Origin of the sequence: Pseudomonas sp. MYb541 (genome assembly GCF_037479595.1) — a bacterium.
Taxonomy (GTDB): Bacteria; Pseudomonadota; Gammaproteobacteria; order Pseudomonadales; family Pseudomonadaceae; genus Aquipseudomonas; species Aquipseudomonas canadensis.
On record NZ_JBBGYS010000056.1, the window covers coordinates 12,337 to 33,082 of the forward strand.

The window sequence follows — 20,746 nt, forward strand, 5'->3', positions numbered from 1 at the left end:
GCGAGATTCGCCATGACCGATGCCATCCTGCAACACCGCGAACGCGGGTTGCTGACCTTGCAGCTCAATCGCCCCGACAAGAAAAACGCCCTGACCCGCGCCATGTACACGCAACTGGCCGGGGCACTGGAGCAGGCTGATGCGGATGAGGACATCCGCTGCGTACTGATCCAGGGCAGCAGTGAGTGCTTCACTGCCGGCAACGACATCGGCGATTTTCTCGAACAGCCGCCCAGCGACCTCGACAGCCCACCGTTTTATTTCATGAAAAGCCTGCTCAACTGCCGCAAACCGGTGATTGCCGCCGTGGCGGGCGTTGCGGTGGGTATCGGGACAACCCTGTTGCTGCATTGCGATCTGGTATACATCAGCCGGGATGCGCGGTTGCGCATGCCGTTTGTCAACCTGGGGCTGTGCCCGGAGTTTGGGTCGAGCCTGATCCTGCCGAGGTTGTTGGGGCACGCAAAGGCTGCGGAATTATTGTTGCTGGGCGAGGGCTTTACCGGCGAACAGGCGGCAGCCTGGGGGATTGCCACCGAGGCGTTGGGCAGCGGCGAGGCGGCGTTGGACAAGGCGCGGGAAATGGCCGAGCGCTTCGAAACCTTGGCACCAGGGGCGGTGCAGGTGACCAAGCAACTCATGAAGAGTGTGGATCGTGAGCAATTGCGTCAGGTGATTGAGGAAGAGGGTGCGTTGTTTGTCCAGCGGTTGAAGTCGCCGGAAGCGATTGCGGCGTTGTCGGGATTTATCAACCGGTCCTGAGAAAGTAAAAAGCCCCGCCATTCACATGGCGGGGCTTTTGTTTTTCAGCGTGTCACTCAGACCTGCGGGTCGCCCACGTGCAGGATCTTCATGCCATTGGTGCCACCGGTGGTGTGGTAGCTGTCGCCCTTGGTCAGGATGACCCAGTCGCCTTTCTCTACGACGCCACGCTTGACCAGCTCGTCGATAGCTTTCTGGCTGACTTCGTTCGGTGCCAGCGAAGCCGGATCGAACGGAACGGTGTACACGCCACGGAACAGCGCGGTGCGCGCCTGGGCTTCACGGTGCGGGGTGAACGCGTAGATCGGCACCGAGGAACGGATGCGCGACATGATCAACGGCGTGTAGCCACTTTCGGTCAGCGCGATGATCGCCTTCACACCGGGGAAGTGGTTCGCGGTGTACATGGCAGCCAGGGCGATGCTCTGGTCGCAGCTTTCGAACTCTTTGCCGATACGGTGGCTGGAGGTCTTGCTGGTCGGGTGCTTTTCAGCGCCGAGGCAGATACGCGCCATGGCTTGCACGGCTTCCAGCGGGTAAGGGCCGGCGGCGCTTTCGGCCGAGAGCATCACGGCGTCGGTGTAGTCGAGCACGGCGTTGGCCACGTCGGACACTTCGGCGCGGGTCGGCATCGGGTTCTGGATCATCGACTCCATCATCTGGGTCGCCACGATCACTGCCTTGTTGTGGCGGCGAGCGTGCAGGATGATCTTCTTCTGGATACCGATCAGCTCGGCGTCACCGATTTCCACGCCCAGGTCGCCACGGGCAACCATCACCGCGTCGGAAGCCTTGATCAGGCCGTCGAGGGTTTCGTCATCGGCCACGGCTTCGGCGCGTTCGATCTTAGCCACCAGCCAGGCAGTACCACCGGCTTCGTCGCGCAGCTTACGGGCGTATTCCATGTCGGCGGCGTCGCGCGGGAAGGACACGGCGAGGTAGTCCACTTCCATTTCGGCGGCGAGCTTGATGTCGGCCTTGTCTTTTTCCGTCAGGGCCGGTGCGGTCAAGCCACCCCCACGACGGTTGATGCCTTTGTGGTCGGACAGCGGACCACCGATCAGCACGACGCAGTGCAGTTCGGTCGGGGTCGCGGTTTCAACGCGCATTACTACGCGGCCATCATCCAGCAGAAGCTCGTCGCCGACGCCGCAGTCCTTGACCAGATCCGGATAGTCGATACCCACGACCTGCTGGTTGCCTTCGGTCAGCGGGTGGCTGGTGGAGAAGGTGAATTGATCACCGATCTTCAGCTCGATCCGCTTGTTGGTGAATTTGGCGATACGGATTTTCGGGCCTTGCAGGTCACCCAGCAGAGCGACGAAGCGGCCGTGCTTGGCGGCCAGGTCACGCACCAGCTTGGCGCGAGCCTTGTGCTCGTCCGGGGTGCCGTGGGAGAAGTTCAGACGGGCAACGTCCAAACCAGCCAGAATCAGCTGTTCGAGGACTTCCGGCGAGTTGCTGGCCGGGCCAAGTGTGGCGACGATTTTGGTACGACGGACGGACATGCACAGACTCCTGAGTTCAAGCGCTGGAGAAGGCTACTATGCTCTTTCGTTGTAGTCATTGTTCGTTTGCACTACTTATCGATGATTGACTTGTTTTCGCTGCGGCTGAATACGAACATCCTTGAAGATTTTCGACGAGGGGTCGATACACTGCACAAGACAGGAGAACCCTCATGCGAATTTTGCTCATTGCTGCCCTGGCCGTCAGTGTTGTCGGCTGCACCCGCTGGTCGATGGACCATCACTTGAACAATGCCTACCGTGCCTACAAGGTCGGTGACTGCGAGCGCGTTACCCTGGAATTGTCCCAGGTCGACCGTGAAAGTCGCACCCGACGTTATGTGCAGCCGGAAGTCTCGATGTTGCGCGGTCAGTGCCTGGAACGGCAAAAGCTGTTTGTCGACGCGGTGCAAACCTACCAATTCATTATCAATCAATACCCATCGAGCGAGTACGCCTACCGCGCCCGCGCGAGGCTCGACACCCTGCAACAACTGGGGCATTACCCTGGTGCAAGCGTCGCGCAACCGCGACCAGCTTCTTTGTGATGATATTTGTCATTCAATAACTGGCCCGTTGCCAGTCTTGGGCTATTCTTTGAATGTTCATTTGTATAAGTTCTATGCAAATGGATGTGGGGCCCGGACTGGGTGGCTGTCTAGCGGCAGGCAATTGCCTGTTGTCGCACCGAGATCCAGAGAGAGCGGGCGTATTACCCGTTCCGAATCACTGGCACGGCCGCAGTCATGGCCATTGGATGGCGATCTCACCATGTTTACCGACCGACGGATCGAGCGGCATCAGCTTCCTTGTTTTTTGCAAGTGTTTAATCGTCTTACCGACAAGCCCATCGGCTTCTTGGGAAATGTCTCTGAAGATGGACTGATGTTAATCAGCCAACTGCCCATGATGGTCGATGTGGATTTTGAGCTGCGTTTGAAGATTCCGGCGGCTGACGGCACCTTTCATCCCATTGATCTCACGGCGAGCTGCCTATGGAGTCATGAGGATGTAAACCCCCAGCACTATGATTCCGGGTTCAGGGTGCTGCAGGCACCTGAGGAATATGAGCAGTTGATCAACGTCTTGTTGCATTACTTCAGCTTTGATCCTTTGCAGGCTTCGGCTTAGATAAAGAGTTGGCGGGCACTTTTCAGAGCACGCCAGCTTTCTTCCACCCCAGGTAGCGCGTGACTAACGCCGGTCCCAGTTCAGACGGCAAACTGTCCAATAGGGACAGGCCTTGGGCGCTGAGTCGGTCGTGCAGTTCGTTGCGGGTATTCAGGTAGTCGATGGTGCCGCTGTAGGCCAAGGCTTCGGGCAAGGTTTGTACGGGTGCTTGGCGCAGTCGATCGAGCGCTTCCTCGCGAAGGCTGACCACCAGCACCCTGTGTTGACGACTGATACGCTTGACGGCGGCCAGCAGTGTTTCATCATCCTCATCCCGCAGGTTGGTTATCACGATCACCAATGCGCGCCGTTTCTGCCGAGCCAGCAACTCGCTTGCTGCAGCCTGATAGTCAGCAGTCCGTCGAGTGGTATCCAGGTCGTATACCGCGTTGAGCAACAGGTTCAATTGGCCACTGCCTTTGACCGGCGCCAGGTAGCGTGGCTGGTCACCGGCAAAGGTGCACAGTCCTACCGCATCCCCCTGGCGCAACGCGACGTAGCTGAGCAGCAGGCAGGCATTCAGGGCATGGTCAAAGTGAGACAGTTCGTCATCCTGGCTACGCATGCGGCGGCCGCAATCGAGCATGAACACGATCTGTTGGTCGCGCTCATCCTGGTATTCACGAGCGATGGGTGTGCGTTGCCGGGCGGTGGCCTTCCAGTCGATCTGCCGTAGGCTGTCCCCTTCGCGAAACTCGCGCAACTGGTGAAATTCCAGTCCCAAGCCGCGCCGCTGGCGTTGGCGTACACCCAGTTGGCTCAGCCAGTTGTCCACGCCCTGCAGTTGGGCGCCGTACAGACGGGCGAAGTCCGGGTAGACGCGGGTGGTATCGCTCACTTCGATCAGTCGTCGTGCTGACCACAGGCCCATGGGGCTGGGCAGGTGAATTTCACAGCGGCCGAAATTGAAATGCCCGCGTCGCAAGGGGCGAAGGCGATAACCCAGTTCACTGCGTTCACCGGGGCGCAGGTCTATGGATTGGGGCATGTGCTCGACGGACAACCCGTCAGGGACATGATCGAACACCTGCACGCTCAGTGTCTGCGCAAAGTCATGCTCTAGAACCAGGCGGATTTCCCCCCAGCGACCCAGTGCCAGGCTTCCGGGCATTTGCCGTTGCACACGGGGCGAAGGGCGGTTACGCAGACGCATCGCATCCAGCAGCGCGAGCAGTAACAGTGCCAGTAGCAGCCCCCATGCGATGGAGTACAAGTTGTCGGGCAACTTGAACTGCAACGCTGCCGCAGTACCCAGCACGATGCCCAAGCCCAGCAATACGCCAAGCCAGTTCAACAGCAGACGGGTCGGTTTCATGGGCGAGTCATTGCCGGGGCGCCGGGATCTGATCGAGCAGTTGCTTGAGCACCTGGTCGACTTCCAACCCATCGATATCCAGCTCTGGCGCGATACGTACCCGATGGCGCAGTACTGCCAGGGCACAATCCTTGATGTCGTCCGGCGTGACGAATTCGCCGCCGCGCAGCAAGGCACGGGCGCGTGAGCCGCGCACCAGATCGATGGACGCCCGAGGGCCGGCACCGATGGCCAGCCCCGGCCAACTGCGGGTGGCGCGCGCCAGCCGTACGGCATAGTCGAGCACTTGTTCGTCGAGTGCCAGCTCACTGGCTATCTGCTGAAGCTGCAGCACATCTTCGGCCTGCAGTACCGTGCGCAAGGGTTGTACATCCAGCATGTCGGCCCGAGACGAGCGCGTGACTTCACGCACCATGTCCAGTTCTTGCTGCGCATCGGGGTAATCCATGCGCACCTTGAGCATGAAGCGATCCAGCTCCGCTTCCGGCAGGGGGTAAGTACCTTCCTGTTCAATAGGGTTCTGGGTCGCCAGCGCCATGAACGGTTGGCCGATGGGCAGCGCCTCGCCTTCGAGGGTGACTTGCCGTTCCTGCATCGCTTCGAGCAACGCGGCCTGGGTCTTGGCCGGGGCACGGTTGATTTCGTCGGCCAGCAACAAATGGGTGAACACCGGCCCTTTGCGCAGCTTGAATTGTTCGGTGTGCAGGTCATACACGGCGTGGCCGGTGACATCGCTGGGCATCAGGTCCGGGGTGAACTGGATGCGCGCGAAATCTCCCTCAAAGCAGCGTGCCAGGGCACGCACCAGCAGGGTTTTACCCAGCCCCGGTACACCTTCGAGCAGCACATGCCCGCCGGCGATCAGCGCGGTCAGGACATCGTCGATCACCGGGTCCTGGCCAATCACCGCTTTGCGCAACTCATTGCGCAGGGCTTGGGCTTGCCCGCTGGCACGTTGCACGGTCTCGCGGGTCAAGGCAGTGGCGCTTGGAAATTCACTCATAGGGCATTCCTGAGGGTTTGCAGGCACGCCACCTGACGGCTGAAATCGGCGCTGGAAAGCCGTTTCTCCGGGAGTGGGCCAAGGGCCTGGCTGATGATGTGAAAGGGTTGGCGCGTCAGGTGTTCAAGCGCCCGGCACTGTTCTGCATTGTCGAGGTGTTCAAAGCCGGGGTGACGGTGCCGGGCCGCGCGCAGGATATCGCGCTGCAAGGCGTGCAGTAGTGTGCCCTGGCCGCTGCGGCGTAACAGGAAGTCAGCGCTGGCTTTGAGGTGTTCCTGCAATTGACGACGTGCATAGTCTGCGGGTTTACGGACCGGGCCTTGACGTTGGCCCGCCCGCCAAAGACCCAGGATGATCAAGGTAGCGAGTGCTACCAGAGCCTGGGGGAAGTACCGCATCAGCAAGGTGAACAGGTCGTCGAAGTCGGTGTTGAACAGCAAGGTCACGGCCTTGCCCTGGTTCAGGTACCACAGCAACCAGGCATTGTCGTACTTGGCGATGCTCGGGGTTTTCCACAGGTCGCTGTCGGTGATTACCGTGACGCTGCCTTCCCCGAGGTTGAGTTGCATCAGGTGGCTCGATCTTGCGCTGTTGGCAGAGAATTGGGCCAGGTGCCTGGGGTCGGTGAGATTGAAGTCTGTGTCGAAACTGAAGTAAGCCGATGGGTTTTCATTGTCGATGTAGAGTTTGGTGAGGTGCGGGGCTTTCTTTTTAAGCGCTTTGTTGCTGGACGGTGCAGGTTCCTCAGGCTCGTCACTCAAGGTCTGGTGGATATGCAAACGATCGAGCAACAGGTCGCCGCTTTTGCCAGTCTCTTCATCCCACAACGCCTCGGCCACCAGCAACAAATGGCCGCCGGATTTGGCCCAACCCAGCAGTTGCTCTACCTGGCGGGGTGACATGTTGCTGCGCTCGCCGAGCAGCAACAGGCTGTTGCCCTTGGCTGGCAGGGTAGCCAGCCGCTCCAGGCTATTGGCGCGCTCAACGGTCAGGCCTTGTTGGCGTAGAAAGTGTTCGGCTGCCAGGTAGGGGTTGGCCAGGGCTTCTGGAGAAGGGCCGCGATCCACCACCTCATCGTAGGGAATTGCCTTGCTCCATGCGTAGTAACCACCCGCTCCAAGCAGGCACGCCAGCAAGAGTCCCGCCCACAGTAAAGGCCGGTTCATGGGTTGCTCCCCCGGCTGAACAGGGTGCGCCAATCACTGCATAGCTGTTGCTGGACTGAAGGGGGAGGAAGGCGGTGGCCGTAGGCGAGGTTTTGCCAATGCCGGGTCAAGTCGTCGCTGAACGCCAGCAGTTGTGGTTGTTGCAACTGGTTGACCCGTTCCAGGATCTGGCCTTCGGTGTCAGCGCTTTTCAGCGGCATGTTGAAGTCATGCAGCAGCCGGCTGAGCAGGCCGCGATATAACAGGCCAAGGGCTTCCCTTGGCTGGGTGGGCCACAGGTGTTCGGCGGCACTGGCAATATCGTAGGGCAACGTCTCGAGGCCTAGCTCAAGGCCGAACAATTGCGCGGGGGCAACTTTGGCATCTTGTGGCTTGCGTAGCCTGCGTCGGCTGACAAACGTGCGCAACCACTCACGATAGCGCCACACCAGCGTGATCAATGCACCGACAATAAGGCCCCACAGCAGCACCTCCAAACCTTGGGCGATGTGCTTGAAGGTATTGCTGTTGAGGTTGTCCAGCAATGCCTTCAGCCAGTCCGGAAGCTTACCGTCGCGGTGAGCCTTGTTTTTAACAGGCGGCTTGTCTTCGCCAAAGCGATAGCGCGTGACGGTTTCCGGATTTTTGAAGGGGGGCTTTTCCATCAAGGACTTGATGGATTGGCTTGCGTCCTGGGTGGCTAGCGGTTTTTTTGAGGGGGATGACTCTGCCATGGCAGGCGGGCTGAATGGCAGCAGCGACAGGCCCATCATCAGTAATAACAACGGCACCACGTTGCTCAGGCGCTGACGAAGACGGCGGAAGACCAACTCCAGGTCCCAGGCCTCTAATACCGTGCGGCGATTCAGGTAGAGGCTGAAACCGCAGGCTACATAGATAGGTTCCCAAAACACCAGTATCACGGCGTAGAAGGCATTGCTCAGATGTTCCAGCCACAAGCCTTCCGAGCTTGTCGCCAGTATCAGGCGTTGCCAATCCCAGTCCAACTCGAGGTTCTGGGGAATGAACAGATAGAACAGAGTCATACAACCGAACCACAGTCCGATCTCCAGATGCACCCCGATGGTGGTCAACCAGCGTGCGGCGCCAGCGTTACGTTGCTGCAGCACGCCCAGGCGTTTTTGGCGAGCGGGGCCATCCAGGCCTTCAAGTTGGCTCACCGGCATCACAAAGCTGCGGCTCAGGCTGAGTCGCCGCCAGGTCAGGCTGGTCAAGAGTTGACCCTTGAGCAGTCGCGGCCACTGGCGAACGGCCTGCTTTATGCTGGGCGTTTCGCCAAACAACGCCTTGGACAGGATATACAGTGGCAAGCGATCAAAGGCTGGCTTGAGCCACCAGAACAGGAAAATCGCGGTGGACGGGTACTTCCACAGCAGTGCCGTGAGCACGGCGAACACTGGCAGAGTCACCAACGCCCAACTGCTCATCAAGAGCAGGCGGTGCTCACGGGCCATCAACACGCCAAGATCCATCGCCTCCCAGGCAGTACGCGGGCGGATGACCACGCTGGCATCACTCAGGCGCATGGGGAGTCCTTCCGGCAAGGCTCAGGTAAGCGGCTACCAGAAGCCATAGTGCCGCGCCAACCAGGTACTTGATCCAGGGCGCTATCAGGGTGGTGGATGACCAATACGCTTCGATGAAGGCAGCGATCAACAGGAAGATCATTACTCCGCACAACATTTGCACGCTCTTGCGCGCCGCCAGCCGTAATGACTCGCCGCGGGTCAACTGCCCGGGAGCGATCAGCGCCCAGCCCAGTTGCAAACCAGCGGCACCGGCGAGGGCGATGGCCGTCAGCTCGAACGCGCCATGCCCGATGACGAATGACCAGAAGGTCTGGCCGGAGCCGATTTCGGTCAGGTGCCCGGAGACCGCACCGATGACCAGGCCGTTGAAAATCAGAAAGAACACACTGCCCAGGCCGAACAGCAAACCGGCGGCAAACGTCTGGAACGCGATACCGATGTTGTGCATCACGTAGTAGCCGAACATCATCCAGTCTTCGCTCGATGCGCGTTCAGCGGTGCGGCCCAGGCGGCTGGCATCGGGGTCATACATGCCCTGCATTTCTGCAACCTGCTGAGGGCTGACGATGCTGTAGATCAGGTCGGGAAACAGGTAGACCAGCAACGCGATACCTATCAGGCTGCCAAAGAACAGCAGGCTGGCTATCAGTACGAAACGCCACTGTTCCCGCACCAACCGGGGAAAATCGGCAAGCACGAACCCCAGCACATTTGCGGTCAGTTGGCTGCGATGACGGTAGAGCTGTTGATGGCCGCGCAAGGCCAGTTGTTGCAAGGGGTCTACCAAGTAGCTGCTGTAGCCGCGTTCCTGGGCCAGGGCCAGGTGCTGGCACAGACGCCGGTACTGATGGGGGAAGTCGGCCATGTCACTGGCTTTAACCTTGCCTTGCTCCAATTGTTGCAGGTATTGGGCAAAGGCCTGCCATTGAGGCTGGTGACGGCTTTCGAAAAGACTCTGCTTCATGTCGGCCCCAACAGGCCACGGGCCACGCCGTTGAGTTGCTCCACGGCGCGGGCCGGGGATACCTGCAAGGGGGCGGCGAGAATCGAAGCCAACTCGTGAACGCGCTCCGTGGAAAGTTCACCCTGGCGTTCCGCAAGGCCAAGGATGGCCCGTTGTTCACTCAGATCCAGAGCGAAGGGCAAGCGTAGGGCGGCAGCTTGAGGAATCTGGGGGCGCAGAAGCGGTTGTTCCCGGTAGATCACCAGTGTGCCGGCGGCCAGGTCGCCCAGGCGCTTGAAGTGAGGATGCTGCAGGCAACTGATCGCGCCGAGGAAGTAACCGAATGGCAGCATGTCGACAAACCGCAGCAAATTGCGGATCAGTGACGCGGACCAGCCGATCGGTGTGCCGTCATCGTGTACCACCCGCAACCCCATGACCTGTTTCCCAGGTGAGCATCCCTGGTTGAGTACTTCGAACAGCACCATGTACCACCAACTGATCAGGAACAGCAGCAGCGAACCCAGGCCGATGCCGACGTTGCCAAGCATGGCCAATGGCACCAGCAGAACGCCCATGACCACTGCGCGCACACCCAGGTCGAAGGCAAAGGCCAACACACGTGACATCAGGCCGGCCGGGCGTAGGGGCAGCTCGATGCCCTCCGGGGTCTCGATCTGGTAGCGGGTATCCAATGGAGCTGACGGCATCGCGATCCTTGGCAGTGCAGAATGGCTAGGAGACACGGATGCTAGCAGTGTCGGCGGTGGAAGCAACCATTCAAGGTTTTGCTGGATGTTTGTACAGTTGATTTGGTACTGGCCGTGGACGTCGTCCAGCGCCTAGACTTTGTCGATCTTCAGTACAGGAAAAGCCCGTGACCTCCATTTTCTGGTACGACTATGAAACCACCGGCATCAATCCGCGCAATGACCGCCCGCTTCAAGTAGCCGGCATTCGGACAGACCACGAACTCAATGAGATCGGCGAGCCGGTCAATCTTTATTGCCTGCCCAGCGACGATATCCTGCCCCATCCCATCGCCTGCGCGATTACTGGCATTACTCCCGCAACCCTCGAGGAAAAAGGCTTGGCCGAGGCCGATTTCATGACTCGGGTGCATGCTGAGCTGGCCGCCCCGGGTACGTGTGGCGCTGGGTACAACACCTTGCGATTTGACGATGAAATGACGCGCTACAGCCTGTACCGCAATTTCTTCGATCCTTACGCACGTGAGTGGCAGGGCGGTAACAGCCGCTGGGATCTGATCGACGTGATTCGCACGGCCTACGCCCTACGCCCGGAAGGCATTGAATGGCCGCAACAGGATGGGCGCGTCACGCTCAAGCTGGAGCGCCTGACCGAAGCCAACGGTATCGACCATGGCCAGGCGCACGATGCTCTGTCCGACGTGCGAGCCACTATTGCCCTGGCCCGATTGGTTCGTGAGAAACAGCCCAAGCTGTTCAAGTGGCTGTTTCAACTGCGCAGCAAGCAGTCGGTGATGGACCAGGTGCGCTTACTGCAACCCATGGTGCACATCTCCGGGCGTTTTTCCGCCGAGCGTCATTATCTGGGCGTCGTAGTGCCACTGGCGTGGCACCCACGCAACCGAAATGCACTGATCGTCTGCGACCTCGGACTCGATCCTCAAGCGTTGCTGGACCTGGATGCAGATACCTTGCGCCAGCGCCTCTACACCCGTCGTGACGATCTTGCCGAGGGGGAGTTACCGGTCCCGCTCAAGCTGGTGCACATCAATCGCTGCCCCGTGGTTGCGCCCTTGAATGTGCTTCGGGCAGAAGATCGTGAGCGTCTGCACTTGGATATGAATCTTTATCAGGAGCGTGCCCTGCGGCTAACTGACGCACAGGAGTGTTGGCGCGATAAGTTGGCGGCTATTTATGCCGAGGAAGATTTCGCCCCGAGTTCAGACCCGGAGCAACAGCTATACGATGGCTTTATCGGAGATCGTGATCGACGTTTATGTGAACAAGTCAGGATGGCCGAGCCTGAACAATTAGCTCGCCAGCAATGGCCTTTCGATGATCATCGGTTGCCTGAATTACTCTTTCGCTACCGAGCGCGTAACTTCCCCGATACCTTGAACAGTGAGGAGCAACAACGTTGGCAGCTTTTCTGTCAGCAACGTTTGACGGACCCGGAGTGGGGCGCGCCGAATACCCTTGCGGCATTTAAGCAGGCTAAACAAGAATTTGCAGTTAGTGCGACACCTTTTCAGGCGGAGGTGCTTGAGCGGTGGCAGGAATATGCCGACTTGCTGGCCCATAAGGTAAATCTGTAGTCGATCGTCGCACAATGCACCGGCAATAAAAAACGCCAGCAGGCTGGCGTTTTTAATGTGTCGCGTATCAGGCGTAAGCCTGGCGAGGCTTAGCCCAGCAGGGTAGCCCAGCCTTCAACCACGTCACCGCCCCACTTGGCTTTCCACTCTTTCAAGGTTTTGTGGTTGCCACCTTTGGTTTCAATCACTTCGCCGTTGTGCGGGTTTTTGTACTGTTTGACTTTGCGAGCACGTTTGGTACCGGTAGTTTTCACGGCGCCACGCGGTGCTTTAACTTTCGACTCTGGATCCAGCAGCGCGATGATGTCACGCAGGGATTTGGAGTATTCACCCATCAGGGTGCGCAGTTTGCCTTCGAATTCCAGCTCGGTTTGCAGTTTGTCGTCTTGGGACAGGTTCTTCAAACGGGCTTGCAGCTCTTTGATAGCTTCTTCGGTGGCACGGTATTCGTTGATCAGAGACATGTGGACTACCTTATGTAGAGCGCTGATTGACAGGGACAGTGGCCCAATAATAGTCAGGCAGTTTGCCCAAGTAAACATTTAAGCTCGCATTTATGTGAATTACTTTGAATGTTTGTAGCATTGCTATGCATTCGAGTTAATTACTAGGGCGTAGGCCTTAAGATAATTCCCCTGAAATACGTGAAACAGCCATAGGGTGACGTACTAAATTCATATAAAGGTGGTAAAACCATAGGCTATTAAGGGGCAAACCGTCGGCCGGCGATCAGAATAAGCGTCAACGAATACTGCAGTTTTCCTGCGCAATCGCTAGAATGGCGGCCTTTGCGAAGTTCTGGAGTTTCCCCCTAATGCGCACTTTTCGGCTGGTGATTGCTTGCCCGGACCGGGTTGGCATCGTTGCCAAGGTCAGTAACTTTCTGGCCTCCCACAACGGTTGGATCACCGAGGCGAGTCATCACTCGGACAATCTCAGCGGTTGGTTCTTCATGCGTCACGAGATTCGTGCCGATTCGCTGCCTTTTGGTCTTGATGCCTTCCGCGACGCATTTGCGCCGATCGCCGAAGAGTTTTCGATGACCTGGCATATCACCGACACCGAGCAGAAAAAGCGCGTGGTGTTGATGGCCAGCCGTGAGTCCCATTGCCTGGCCGACTTGCTGCATCGCTGGCACAGCGATGAGTTGGACTGCGAGATTGCGTGTGTGATCTCCAACCATGACGACCTGCGCAGCATGGTCGAGTGGCATGGCATCCCGTATTACCACGTGCCGGTCAACCCGCAGGACAAGGAGCCGGCGTTCGCTGAGGTCTCGCGCCTGGTCAAGCAGCACGAAGCCGACGTGGTGGTGCTGGCGCGCTACATGCAGATCCTGCCGCCGGAACTGTGCCGCGAATATGCTGGCAAGGTGATCAACATTCACCACAGCTTCCTGCCGTCGTTCGTCGGCGCCAAGCCTTACCACCAGGCGTCCCTGCGTGGCGTGAAGTTGATCGGTGCTACTTGCCACTACGTCACCGAAGAACTGGACGCCGGCCCGATCATCGAGCAAGACGTGGTGCGTGTCAGCCACAGCGACAGCATTGAAGACATGGTGCGTTTCGGCCGTGACGTCGAGAAGATGGTGCTGGCCCGTGGCCTGCGTTACCACTTGGAAGACCGCGTGCTGGTGCACGGCAACAAGACCGTCGTGTTCTGATCGAACTGTTGTGATTGAAGAATGAAGGGCCTGGGCGTTAAATCGTCCCAGGCCCTTTTTCTTTATGCTGCCGAGGATTGAGTCATGAGTGATCCGCTGGACAAAGCCACCTCAAAAGCCCCCGCCACATTAGGGGAGGGGTGTTTGAGTCGATACGACCCGGATGACCTGAGCAGCGAGGACGGCACCGAATTTCCCGGTGCCGCCGAACTGTGGGAGCAGGAGCAGGCCAAGTCCGAGCCCAAGGACGCCTGATCAGATCCGGAAACTGCCAACCAATTGTTTCAACCGTGCCGCCTGTTGTTCCAGATCGGCACAAGCACGCAGCGTCGATTGCAGGTTTTCCACACCTTCCTGATTGAGGGTGTTGATCTCGGTAATGTCCATGTTGATCGACTCCACCACCGAGGTCTGTTCTTCAGTGGCGGTGGCGACTGACTGGTTCATGCCATCAATTTCGCCGATGCGCTGGGTCACGCTATTCAGGCGTTCGCCGGCCAGGTTGGCGATGTCGACGCTTTCAAGACTATGGCGCTGGCTATCACCCATGGTGCTGACCGAGTCCCGCGCGCCGACTTGCAGTTCTTCAATCATCTTCTGCACTTGTTGCGCCGATTCCTGAGTGCGATGTGCCAGGTTGCGCACCTCATCCGCGACCACCGCAAACCCACGCCCGGCTTCCCCGGCACGGGCTGCTTCGATGGCAGCGTTCAATGCCAGCAGGTTGGTTTGCTGGGAAATGCTGGTGATCACTTCGAGGATCTGCCCGATGTTCACCGTTTTGCTATTGAGCGCTTCGATGTTGCTGCTGGAAGCGCTGATCATCGAAGACAACTGGTTCATCGCCTTGATGTTGCGTTCCACCACTTGTTGGCCATCCTCAGCCAGGTGACGTGCATCGCTGGCCTGATGGGAGGCTTGCGCCGCATTGCGCGCGATTTCCTGGGCCGCAGCGCCCAGCTCATTGATGGCCGCCGCAACGCTGTTGGTGCGATTGGCCTGCTCATCGGAATTGACCATCGACGAGTTGGAGGCACTGACGACCCGCAGTGCCACCTCGTTGACCTGTTCGGTGGCCGAAGACACTTCACGAATTGACGTATGAATACGCTCCACGAAGCGGTTGAAGGCATTACCCAGCGTGCCGAACTCATCGTGATTCTGGATGGTCAGGCGACGGGTCAGGTCGCCCTCGCCATCGGCGATGTCCTGCATGGCGCGGGTCATTACATGCAGCGGTTGCAACAAAATACGGATCAGCATGCCGAGCAGGGCAATGATGATCACCACCGCAATGAGCGTGGCGATGACCGCTGAGGTGCGGAACTCGCTGAGCATGGCGTAGGATTTGTCTTTATCGACTGAAATACCGAGGTACCAGTTCACCGAGGGCAGTCCCTTGATCGGTGTAAAAGTCACGATGTTGTCTTTGCCGTTGGCCTCGACTTCGCTGAAGTCGGCGCTGATCTTCGGCGTATTTTTCGGATACACGTCAGCCAGGGTCTTCATCACCAGATTTTTGTCCGGGTGTACCAGTACTTTGCCGTCGGCGCTGACCAGGAACGCGTAACCCATGCCGCCGAAGTTCAGCGCGCCGATGTTATCCACCAGGGTTTGCAGGCTCAGGTCCCCACCGACCACACCAATGCTCTGGGTGCCTTGGGTGCTGGGGGTGGCAACGGAAATGATCAACTTGCCGGTGGCCGCATCAATATACGGCTCGGTCAGGGTTGAACCGTTGCTGCTCTGGGCGCCCTTGTACCAAGGGCGGACGCGCGGGTCGAAACCGTCTGGCATCTTGGTGTCTGGGCGGATGGTAAAGGCGCCTTTGCTGTCGCCGACGTAGGTCGCCATGAAGGAGGATGTCAGGGTTTTCTGTTCCAGCAGGCCAGCAACCGCGGACGGTTCGGGGTTGATGGCGATGTTTTGTGCGGCGTTTTCCACCAGGGCAATGCGCCCGGTGAGCCAGGTTTGAATGTTGCTGGCGGTCACATCGCCCATTTCATGCAGGTAGTTGTTGAGATCGTCGCGAATCGCGTTGCGTTGCAGGTAGTCGTTGTAGAGGGTAAACAGCGCAAATGCGGCAATGACGATAAGGGAGGCTGCAAGCAGGATTTTGTGGCTGAAGCGCAGATTTTTATTCATGGCTTGTAGGGTCCGCTAAGGTCTTAATATCCGAAGCGCGTCCTTATGGGAGGCGCAAAATGGCAGCGTCAAAAAAGGTGTGATACTTCTTGTGATGGTTCCGGTGGTCCCTGTGGGAACTATCTGACCTATTTTTAGACTTTGTGGGTCTCACACTTCTCTGTATCGACCTGGCCGCACTAAAGATTAACCATGGGTGACGAAATGCCTGACTCCTCGCAACTCCTAATCGGCGCCGGCCTCGACGGCCAGCCCATCGCCCAGGCCATGCGCCTGGCCAATCGTCACGGGTTGATCGCCGGCGCCACCGGCACCGGCAAGACCGTCACGCTGCAACGCCTGGCCGAAGCTTTCAGTGATGCCGGCGTAGCGGTGTTTGCGGCGGATATCAAGGGTGACTTGTGCGGCCTGGGCGCTGCCGCGAACCCGCAGGGTAAGGTGGCCGAGCGCATCGCCGGCATGCCGTTCCTCAATTACACGGCCAAGGCTTATCCGGTCACGCTGTGGGATATCCACGGGCAGTCCGGCCATCCATTGCGCACTACCATCAGCGAAATGGGCCCGTTGTTGCTCGGCAGCCTGTTGGAACTCACCGATAGCCAGCAGTCGGCGCTTTACGCGGCGTTCAAGGTGGCCGATCGCGAAGGCTTGTTGTTGCTGGACCTCAAGGACCTCAAGGCATTGCTTAACCATCTGCGCTATCACCCGGAGTTGCTGGGCGAAGACGCGGCGCTGATGACCACCGGTTCCAGCCAGGCACTGTTGCGACGCCTGGCAGTGCTGGAGCAGCAGGGCGCTGAAGCCTTGTTTGGTGAGCCGGCCCTGCAGTTGGAAGATATCCTGCAGCCTACCGGTGATGGGCGTGGTCGCATCCATCTGCTGGACGCCAGCCGCTTGGTGCATGAGGCGCCGAAGGTGTATGCGACGTTCCTGTTGTGGCTGTTGGCGGAGTTGTTCGAGCAACTGCCCGAGCGCGGTGACGCTGACAAACCGCTGCTCGCGCTGTTTTTCGATGAGGCGCATTTGCTGTTCGCTGACACGCCCAAAGCGTTGCAGGAGCGTCTGGAGCAGGTGGTGCGGCTGATCCGCTCCAAGGGTGTTGGCGTGTATTTTGTCACGCAATCCCCAGGCGACCTGCCGGACAGCGTGCTGGCCCAGCTCGGCCTGCGTATCCAGCACGGCCTGCGGGCGTTTACCACCAAGGAGCAGAAGTCCTTGCGCGCCGTAGCCGACGGTTTTCGGCCGAACCCGGCCTTTGATGCCCTTTCGGTACTGACCGAGCTGGGCACGGGTGAGGCTTTAGTGGGAACACTGCAGGAAAAGGGGACGCCGGAAGTCGTCCAGCGCGTCCTGGTCGCACCGCCGCAATCGCGGATCGGGCCGCTCAGCGCAGCCGAGCGGGCGGCATTGGTGGCCAGTTCGCCGTTGCTGGGCCGGTATGACAAGCCGATTGATCGGGAATCCGCTTATGAAGTGCTGATGGCACGCAAAGAGCTTGGGTCAACCGAAGAGGGCAAACCGGCCGCTGAGGAGCCCAGCTTTACGGACAAGGCCGGAGCGTTCCTCGGCACAACCGCAGGCAAGGCGTTGAAGTCCGCGATGCAGCAAGCCGCCAATCAGATGGGGCGACAACTGGTGCGTGGCTTGTTGGGGTCGTTATTGGGCGGCAGCAAGCGCAAATAGCGAGTCAGGGCTTGGGCTTGGCGTGGGCCGCCAGCCGTTCCAGCGCCGCACGCAAGCCTGGGTTGCTGATCCCGTCGGCCGTTGCCTGAATGGTTTCGGCGGCACTGGGCGACAGGTCATGAATATGCTCCACCACGCCGGGTTGGGTGGTGGGCGGTTGCACTTTGAACTGGATGCGCGTCAGACCGGCGAATTCATCAAAGGCCATCAATTGACGCTGCAGGCGTTTTTGCTGATAGCGCAAACGTGTCGCCCAGTGGCCATCTGTGACAATAAGCAGCAGGTTGCCTTCACGCCAGGACGCCACGCGGCAATGTTCGCGTGCAGCCGGTTGCAGTTGGGTTTCAAGCAGTCTTTGCAGGCGGTCCAGGCGTTGAGCATGGCCAAAGATGGCTTTCAGCGGCTTGGCATCACGAAGCAACACGGCGGGAGCGCGGGCTGATAAGGGGCGAAATGCCATTATTGGACACCTTAAGTAACAGAGCCGCCATCTTAGCAGAACCCGCCTGTACGGCCCCAGGCAATGCATTCCGTGGATTTTATTCATCAAATCAATTGGTAACTTCTGCGCTCCATGGGTTGAAGTTCCGGCAAAAGCCCTTATTTTAAACAAGCCCTCTCACAGCACCATGCCAGCATCGGGGAACAACGCCACTTTCCTCACCCACGAATCCGGGTAGAATGCGCGTTCGCATGCGGCCGTGAGGGCTGCTCGGGCCACTCACGGTGCGCCCTCCATCCCTATGTGTGGAAGAACCTGCCGATATGTTTGCGCCTTTGTTAAAGAAACTTTTTGGAAGCAAGAATGAGCGCGAAGTCAAACGCATGCTCAAGACGGTGCAGCTGGTCAATGCCTTCGAAGAGCAGATGGTTGCCCTTTCGGACGAGCAATTGCGCGCCAAGACCCAAGAGTTCAAGGCCCGCATAGCCAAAGGTGAAACCCTCGACAAGCTGCTGCCCGAAGCCTTTGCGGTCGCCCGTGAAGCCGGTAAGCGTGTCATGGGCATGCGCCACTTCGATGTCCAGTTGATCGGCGGCATGACCTTGCATGAAGGCATGATTGCCGAAATGCGTACCGGTGAAGGCAAGACCCTGGTGGCAACCCTGGGCGTTTACCTCAACGCACTGTCCGGCAAGGGCGTGCACGTTGTGACGGTGAACGACTACCTGGCCCGCCGGGACGCCAACTGGATGCGCCCGCTGTATGAATTCCTCGGCCTGACCGTCGGCGTGGTAACGCCTTTCCAGCCGCCGGAAGAGAAGCGCGCAGCCTATGCTTGCGATATTACCTACGGCACCAACAACGAATTCGGCTTCGACTACCTGCGCGACAACATGGCGTTCAGCATGGATGAAAAATTCCAGCGCGAACTCAACTTTGCCGTGATCGACGAAGTCGACTCCATCCTCATCGACGAAGCCCGTACCCCACTGATCATCTCCGGCCAGGCCGAAGACAGCTCGCGCCTGTACACCGAAATCAACAAGTTGATTCCGCGTCTGGAGCAGCACATTGAGGAAGTGGAAGGCGTGGTGACCAAAGAAGGTCACTTCAGCATCGACGAGAAGACCCGCCAGGTCGAACTCAACGAAGCCGGTCACCAGTTCGTCGAAGAGATGCTGACCCAGATCGGCGAGCTGGCCGAGGGTGAAAGCCTGTACTCGGCACACAACCTGGGCCTGTTGACCCACGTGTATGCCGGCCTGCGCGCCCACAAGCTGTTCCATCGCAACGTCGAATACATCGTGCAGGACGGTCAGGTCGTGCTGGTTGACGAACATACCGGCCGTACCATGCCGGGTCGTCGTCTGTCCGAAGGCCTGCACCAGGCCATCGAAGCCAAGGAACACCTCAACATCCAGGCTGAAAGCCAGACGTTGGCGTCCACCACCTTCCAGAACTACTTCCGTCTGTACAACAAGCTGTCCGGCATGACCGGTACGGCCGACACCGAAGCGTTCGAATTCCACCAGATCTACAACCTGGCCGTGATGGTCATTCCGCCGAACAAGCCGTTGGCGCGTAAAGACTTCAACGACCTGGTGTTCCTGACGGCCGAAGAGAAGTACGCGGCAATCATCAACGACATCAAGGACGGCATGGCTCAGGGTCGCCCGATCCTGGTGGGTACTGCCACCATCGAGACGTCCGAGCACGTGTCCAACCTGCTTAATAAGGAAGGCATCGAGCACAAGGTCCTGAACGCCAAGTTCCACGAAAAAGAAGCCGAGATCATCGCCCAGGCCGGTCGCCCAGGCGCACTGACCATCGCGACCAACATGGCCGGTCGTGGTACCGACATCCTGTTGGGCGGTAACTGGGAAGTGGAAGTCGCGGCACTGGAAAACCCGAGCCCTGAGCAGATCGCCCAGATCAAGGCTGACTGGCAGAAGCGCCACCAGGCCGTGCTGGAATCCGGTGGCCTGCAGGTGATCGCGTCCGAGCGTCACGAATCGCGTCGTATCGACAACCAGCTGCGTGGTCGTGCCGGTCGCCAGGGTGACGCCGGTTCCAGCCGCTTCTACCTGTCCCTGGAAGACAGCCTGATGCGCATCTTCGCCTCGGACCGCGTGAAGAACTTCATGAAGGCCCTGGGCATGCAGTCCGGCGAAGCGATCGAGCACCGCATGGTGACCAACGCCATCGAGAAGGCTCAGCGTAAGGTTGAAGGCCGCAACTTCGACATTCGTAAGCAACTGCTCGAGTTCGATGACGTCAACAACGAACAGCGTAAAGTGATCTATCACATGCGTAACACGTTGCTGGCTGCCGACAACATTGGCGAGACCATCGCTGATTTCCGTCAGGATGTACTCAACGCCACCGTCAGCGCACACATTCCGCCACAGTCTCTGCCAGAGCAGTGGGATGTTGCCGGTCTGGAAGCGGCGTTGAAGAGCGATTTTGGTGTCGACCTGCCGGTTCAGCAGTGGCTGGACGAAGACGATCACCTGTACGAAGAAACCCTGCGTGAAAAACTGATGGCCGAACTGCTGGCCGCGTACAACGAGAAAGAAGAACAGGCGAGTGCCGAAGCGCTGCGCACCTTCGAGAAACAAATCGTACTGCGCGTGCTGGACGATCTGTGGAAAGACCACCTGTCGACCATGGACCACCTGCGTCACGGCATCCACCTGCGTGGCTATGCCCAGAAGAACCCGAAGCAGGAGTACAAGCGCGAGTCGTTCACGCTGTTCTCCGAACTGCTGGATTCGATCAAGCGCGATTCGATTCGCGTGCTGTCCCACGTTCAGGTGCGTCGCGAAGACCCGATCGAGGAAGAAGCCCGCCTGCGTCAGGAAGCCGAAGCTCTGGCTGCGCGCATGCAGTTCCAGCATGACGAAGCACCGGGGCTGGAAGCGCCCGAGGTATTGGGCGAAGAGGTCGACGTGGCCCTGGCTCAAACCCCGGTTCGCAATGACCAGAAGCTGGGCCGCAACGAGCTGTGCTACTGCGGTTCGGGCAAGAAGTTCAAACACTGCCACGGCCAGATCGAATAAGATTTTTGCCTGACGCTGCTACACCCTGCGCCGCGACCGGCCCCTGCCGTCGC

18 protein-coding genes and 1 pseudogene are annotated in these 20,746 nt (G+C 58.9%); 8 read left to right on the plus strand and 11 right to left on the minus strand.

The genetic code is table 11. The annotated features are described in order from the left end of the window. Window positions 1–12 precede the first annotated feature (12 nt). Entirely contained in the window at window positions 13–762 is a 750-nt protein-coding gene (locus WH299_RS26385) for an enoyl-CoA hydratase-related protein (RefSeq protein WP_339551746.1), read from the plus strand. Window positions 763–818: 56 nt separating this feature from the next. Here the strand turns inward: WH299_RS26385 and pyk are convergent, their stop codons facing one another. Then, the gene (gene pyk, locus WH299_RS26390; RefSeq protein ID WP_016975479.1) at window positions 819–2,270 is read right to left on the minus strand and encodes a pyruvate kinase; all 1,452 of its coding nucleotides are present in this window, start codon (window positions 2,268–2,270) and stop codon (window positions 819–821) included. A 173-nt stretch (window positions 2,271–2,443) separates the two neighbouring features. Between pyk and WH299_RS26395 the strand changes: the two genes are divergently transcribed. Continuing rightward, window positions 2,444–2,818, plus strand: a complete 375-nt coding sequence (locus tag WH299_RS26395) for a hypothetical protein (protein ID WP_025854787.1) — start codon at window positions 2,444–2,446, stop codon at window positions 2,816–2,818. A gap of 223 nt (window positions 2,819–3,041) precedes the next feature. Further along, window positions 3,042–3,401: a PilZ domain-containing protein gene (locus WH299_RS26400; protein ID WP_028617764.1), complete on the plus strand. Its 360-nt coding sequence runs from the start codon at window positions 3,042–3,044 to the stop codon at window positions 3,399–3,401. A 22-nt stretch (window positions 3,402–3,423) separates the two neighbouring features. Here WH299_RS26400 and WH299_RS26405 read toward each other — a convergent pair whose 3' ends face one another. Genes WH299_RS26405 through WH299_RS26430 form a run of 6 tightly spaced genes read right to left on the minus strand, consistent with a single transcriptional unit; the run spans window position 3,424 to window position 10,106 of the window. Continuing rightward, a complete protein-coding gene (locus WH299_RS26405; RefSeq protein ID WP_123478502.1) occupies window positions 3,424–4,755 on the minus strand; it encodes a DUF58 domain-containing protein in 1,332 nt (443 codons plus the stop codon). Between the two features lie 7 nt (window positions 4,756–4,762). Beyond that, complete coding sequence (locus tag WH299_RS26410; RefSeq protein ID WP_339551748.1) at window positions 4,763–5,758, minus strand: AAA family ATPase; 996 nt, start codon at window positions 5,756–5,758, stop codon at window positions 4,763–4,765. Beyond that, complete coding sequence (locus tag WH299_RS26415; protein ID WP_323624772.1) at window positions 5,755–6,924, minus strand: DUF4350 domain-containing protein; 1,170 nt, start codon at window positions 6,922–6,924, stop codon at window positions 5,755–5,757. The genes WH299_RS26410 and WH299_RS26415 overlap by 4 nt, the downstream gene beginning before the upstream one ends. Then, the gene (locus WH299_RS26420; protein ID WP_122728594.1) at window positions 6,921–8,450 is read right to left on the minus strand and encodes a DUF4129 domain-containing protein; all 1,530 of its coding nucleotides are present in this window, start codon (window positions 8,448–8,450) and stop codon (window positions 6,921–6,923) included. Before WH299_RS26420 ends, WH299_RS26415 begins: the two co-directional genes overlap by 4 nt. Next, window positions 8,437–9,417 carry a stage II sporulation protein M gene (locus WH299_RS26425; RefSeq protein WP_122728737.1) on the minus strand — a complete coding sequence of 327 codons (981 nt, stop codon included), beginning with the start codon at window positions 9,415–9,417 and terminating at the stop codon, window positions 8,437–8,439. The genes WH299_RS26420 and WH299_RS26425 overlap by 14 nt, the downstream gene beginning before the upstream one ends. Beyond that, window positions 9,414–10,106, minus strand: a complete 693-nt coding sequence (locus WH299_RS26430) for an RDD family protein (RefSeq protein ID WP_122728592.1) — start codon at window positions 10,104–10,106, stop codon at window positions 9,414–9,416. Before WH299_RS26430 ends, WH299_RS26425 begins: the two co-directional genes overlap by 4 nt. 167 nt (window positions 10,107–10,273) lie before the next feature. On the opposite strand from WH299_RS26430, the gene sbcB reads away from it, so the two are divergent. Beyond that, entirely contained in the window at window positions 10,274–11,701 is a 1,428-nt protein-coding gene (sbcB, locus tag WH299_RS26435) for an exodeoxyribonuclease I (RefSeq protein ID WP_122728591.1), read from the plus strand. A gap of 89 nt (window positions 11,702–11,790) precedes the next feature. Here sbcB and mvaT read toward each other — a convergent pair whose 3' ends face one another. Next, window positions 11,791–12,165 (minus strand): histone-like nucleoid-structuring protein MvaT, encoded by a 375-nt coding sequence (gene mvaT, locus WH299_RS26440; RefSeq protein WP_005790963.1) that lies wholly within the window; start codon window positions 12,163–12,165, stop codon window positions 11,791–11,793. Between the two features lie 350 nt (window positions 12,166–12,515). Here mvaT and purU point away from each other — a divergent pair, with 350 nt between their 5' ends. Continuing rightward, window positions 12,516–13,364, plus strand: a complete 849-nt coding sequence (purU, locus tag WH299_RS26445; protein WP_010208067.1) for a formyltetrahydrofolate deformylase — start codon at window positions 12,516–12,518, stop codon at window positions 13,362–13,364. An 84-nt stretch (window positions 13,365–13,448) separates the two neighbouring features. Then, window positions 13,449–13,619 (plus strand): hypothetical protein, encoded by a 171-nt coding sequence (locus WH299_RS26450; RefSeq protein ID WP_162834925.1) that lies wholly within the window; start codon window positions 13,449–13,451, stop codon window positions 13,617–13,619. On the opposite strand, the gene WH299_RS29805 is transcribed toward WH299_RS26450, so the two are convergent. Both WH299_RS29805 and WH299_RS29810 read right to left on the minus strand, forming a co-directional pair. Further along, entirely contained in the window at window positions 13,620–14,384 is a 765-nt protein-coding gene (locus WH299_RS29805; RefSeq protein ID WP_370468594.1) for a methyl-accepting chemotaxis protein, read from the minus strand. Window positions 14,385–14,477: 93 nt separating this feature from the next. Beyond that, window positions 14,478–15,509, minus strand: a pseudogene (locus WH299_RS29810) (HAMP domain-containing protein); the annotation flags it as partial. A 204-nt stretch (window positions 15,510–15,713) separates the two neighbouring features. Here WH299_RS29810 and WH299_RS26460 point away from each other — a divergent pair. After that, window positions 15,714–17,192 carry a helicase HerA-like domain-containing protein gene (locus WH299_RS26460; protein ID WP_122728735.1) on the plus strand — a complete coding sequence of 493 codons (1,479 nt, stop codon included), beginning with the start codon at window positions 15,714–15,716 and terminating at the stop codon, window positions 17,190–17,192. Window positions 17,193–17,196: 4 nt separating this feature from the next. On the opposite strand, the gene WH299_RS26465 is transcribed toward WH299_RS26460, so the two are convergent. Next, window positions 17,197–17,652: a DUF721 domain-containing protein gene (locus tag WH299_RS26465; protein ID WP_122728589.1), complete on the minus strand. Its 456-nt coding sequence runs from the start codon at window positions 17,650–17,652 to the stop codon at window positions 17,197–17,199. 305 nt (window positions 17,653–17,957) lie between these two features. Here WH299_RS26465 and secA point away from each other — a divergent pair, with 305 nt between their 5' ends. Further along, the gene (gene secA / locus WH299_RS26470; protein ID WP_028617754.1) at window positions 17,958–20,693 is read left to right on the plus strand and encodes a preprotein translocase subunit SecA; all 2,736 of its coding nucleotides are present in this window, start codon (window positions 17,958–17,960) and stop codon (window positions 20,691–20,693) included. Window positions 20,694–20,746: the final 53 nt, after the last annotated feature.

Bases quoted from the DNA above. Each gene is read 5' to 3' on its own strand.
- WH299_RS26385 (WP_339551746.1), top strand. From the start codon at position 13: ATGACCGATGCCATCCTGCAACACCGCGAACGCGGGTTGCTGACCTTG.
- pyk (WP_016975479.1), bottom strand. From the start codon at position 2,270: ATGTCCGTCCGTCGTACCAAAATCGTCGCCACACTTGGCCCGGCCAGC.
- WH299_RS26395 (WP_025854787.1), top strand. From the start codon at position 2,444: ATGCGAATTTTGCTCATTGCTGCCCTGGCCGTCAGTGTTGTCGGCTGC.
- WH299_RS26400 (WP_028617764.1), top strand. From the start codon at position 3,042: ATGTTTACCGACCGACGGATCGAGCGGCATCAGCTTCCTTGTTTTTTG.
- WH299_RS26405 (WP_123478502.1), bottom strand. From the start codon at position 4,755: ATGAAACCGACCCGTCTGCTGTTGAACTGGCTTGGCGTATTGCTGGGC.
- WH299_RS26410 (WP_339551748.1), bottom strand. From the start codon at position 5,758: ATGAGTGAATTTCCAAGCGCCACTGCCTTGACCCGCGAGACCGTGCAA.
- WH299_RS26415 (WP_323624772.1), bottom strand. From the start codon at position 6,924: ATGAACCGGCCTTTACTGTGGGCGGGACTCTTGCTGGCGTGCCTGCTT.
- WH299_RS26420 (WP_122728594.1), bottom strand. From the start codon at position 8,450: ATGCGCCTGAGTGATGCCAGCGTGGTCATCCGCCCGCGTACTGCCTGG.
- WH299_RS26425 (WP_122728737.1), bottom strand. From the start codon at position 9,417: ATGAAGCAGAGTCTTTTCGAAAGCCGTCACCAGCCTCAATGGCAGGCC.
- WH299_RS26430 (WP_122728592.1), bottom strand. From the start codon at position 10,106: ATGCCGTCAGCTCCATTGGATACCCGCTACCAGATCGAGACCCCGGAG.
- mvaT (WP_005790963.1), bottom strand. From the start codon at position 12,165: ATGTCTCTGATCAACGAATACCGTGCCACCGAAGAAGCTATCAAAGAG.
- purU (WP_010208067.1), top strand. From the start codon at position 12,516: ATGCGCACTTTTCGGCTGGTGATTGCTTGCCCGGACCGGGTTGGCATC.
- WH299_RS26450 (WP_162834925.1), top strand. From the start codon at position 13,449: ATGAGTGATCCGCTGGACAAAGCCACCTCAAAAGCCCCCGCCACATTA.
- WH299_RS29805 (WP_370468594.1), bottom strand. From the start codon at position 14,384: ATGGTCAATTCCGATGAGCAGGCCAATCGCACCAACAGCGTTGCGGCG.
- WH299_RS26460 (WP_122728735.1), top strand. From the start codon at position 15,714: ATGCCTGACTCCTCGCAACTCCTAATCGGCGCCGGCCTCGACGGCCAG.
- WH299_RS26465 (WP_122728589.1), bottom strand. From the start codon at position 17,652: ATGGCATTTCGCCCCTTATCAGCCCGCGCTCCCGCCGTGTTGCTTCGT.
- secA (WP_028617754.1), top strand. From the start codon at position 17,958: ATGTTTGCGCCTTTGTTAAAGAAACTTTTTGGAAGCAAGAATGAGCGC.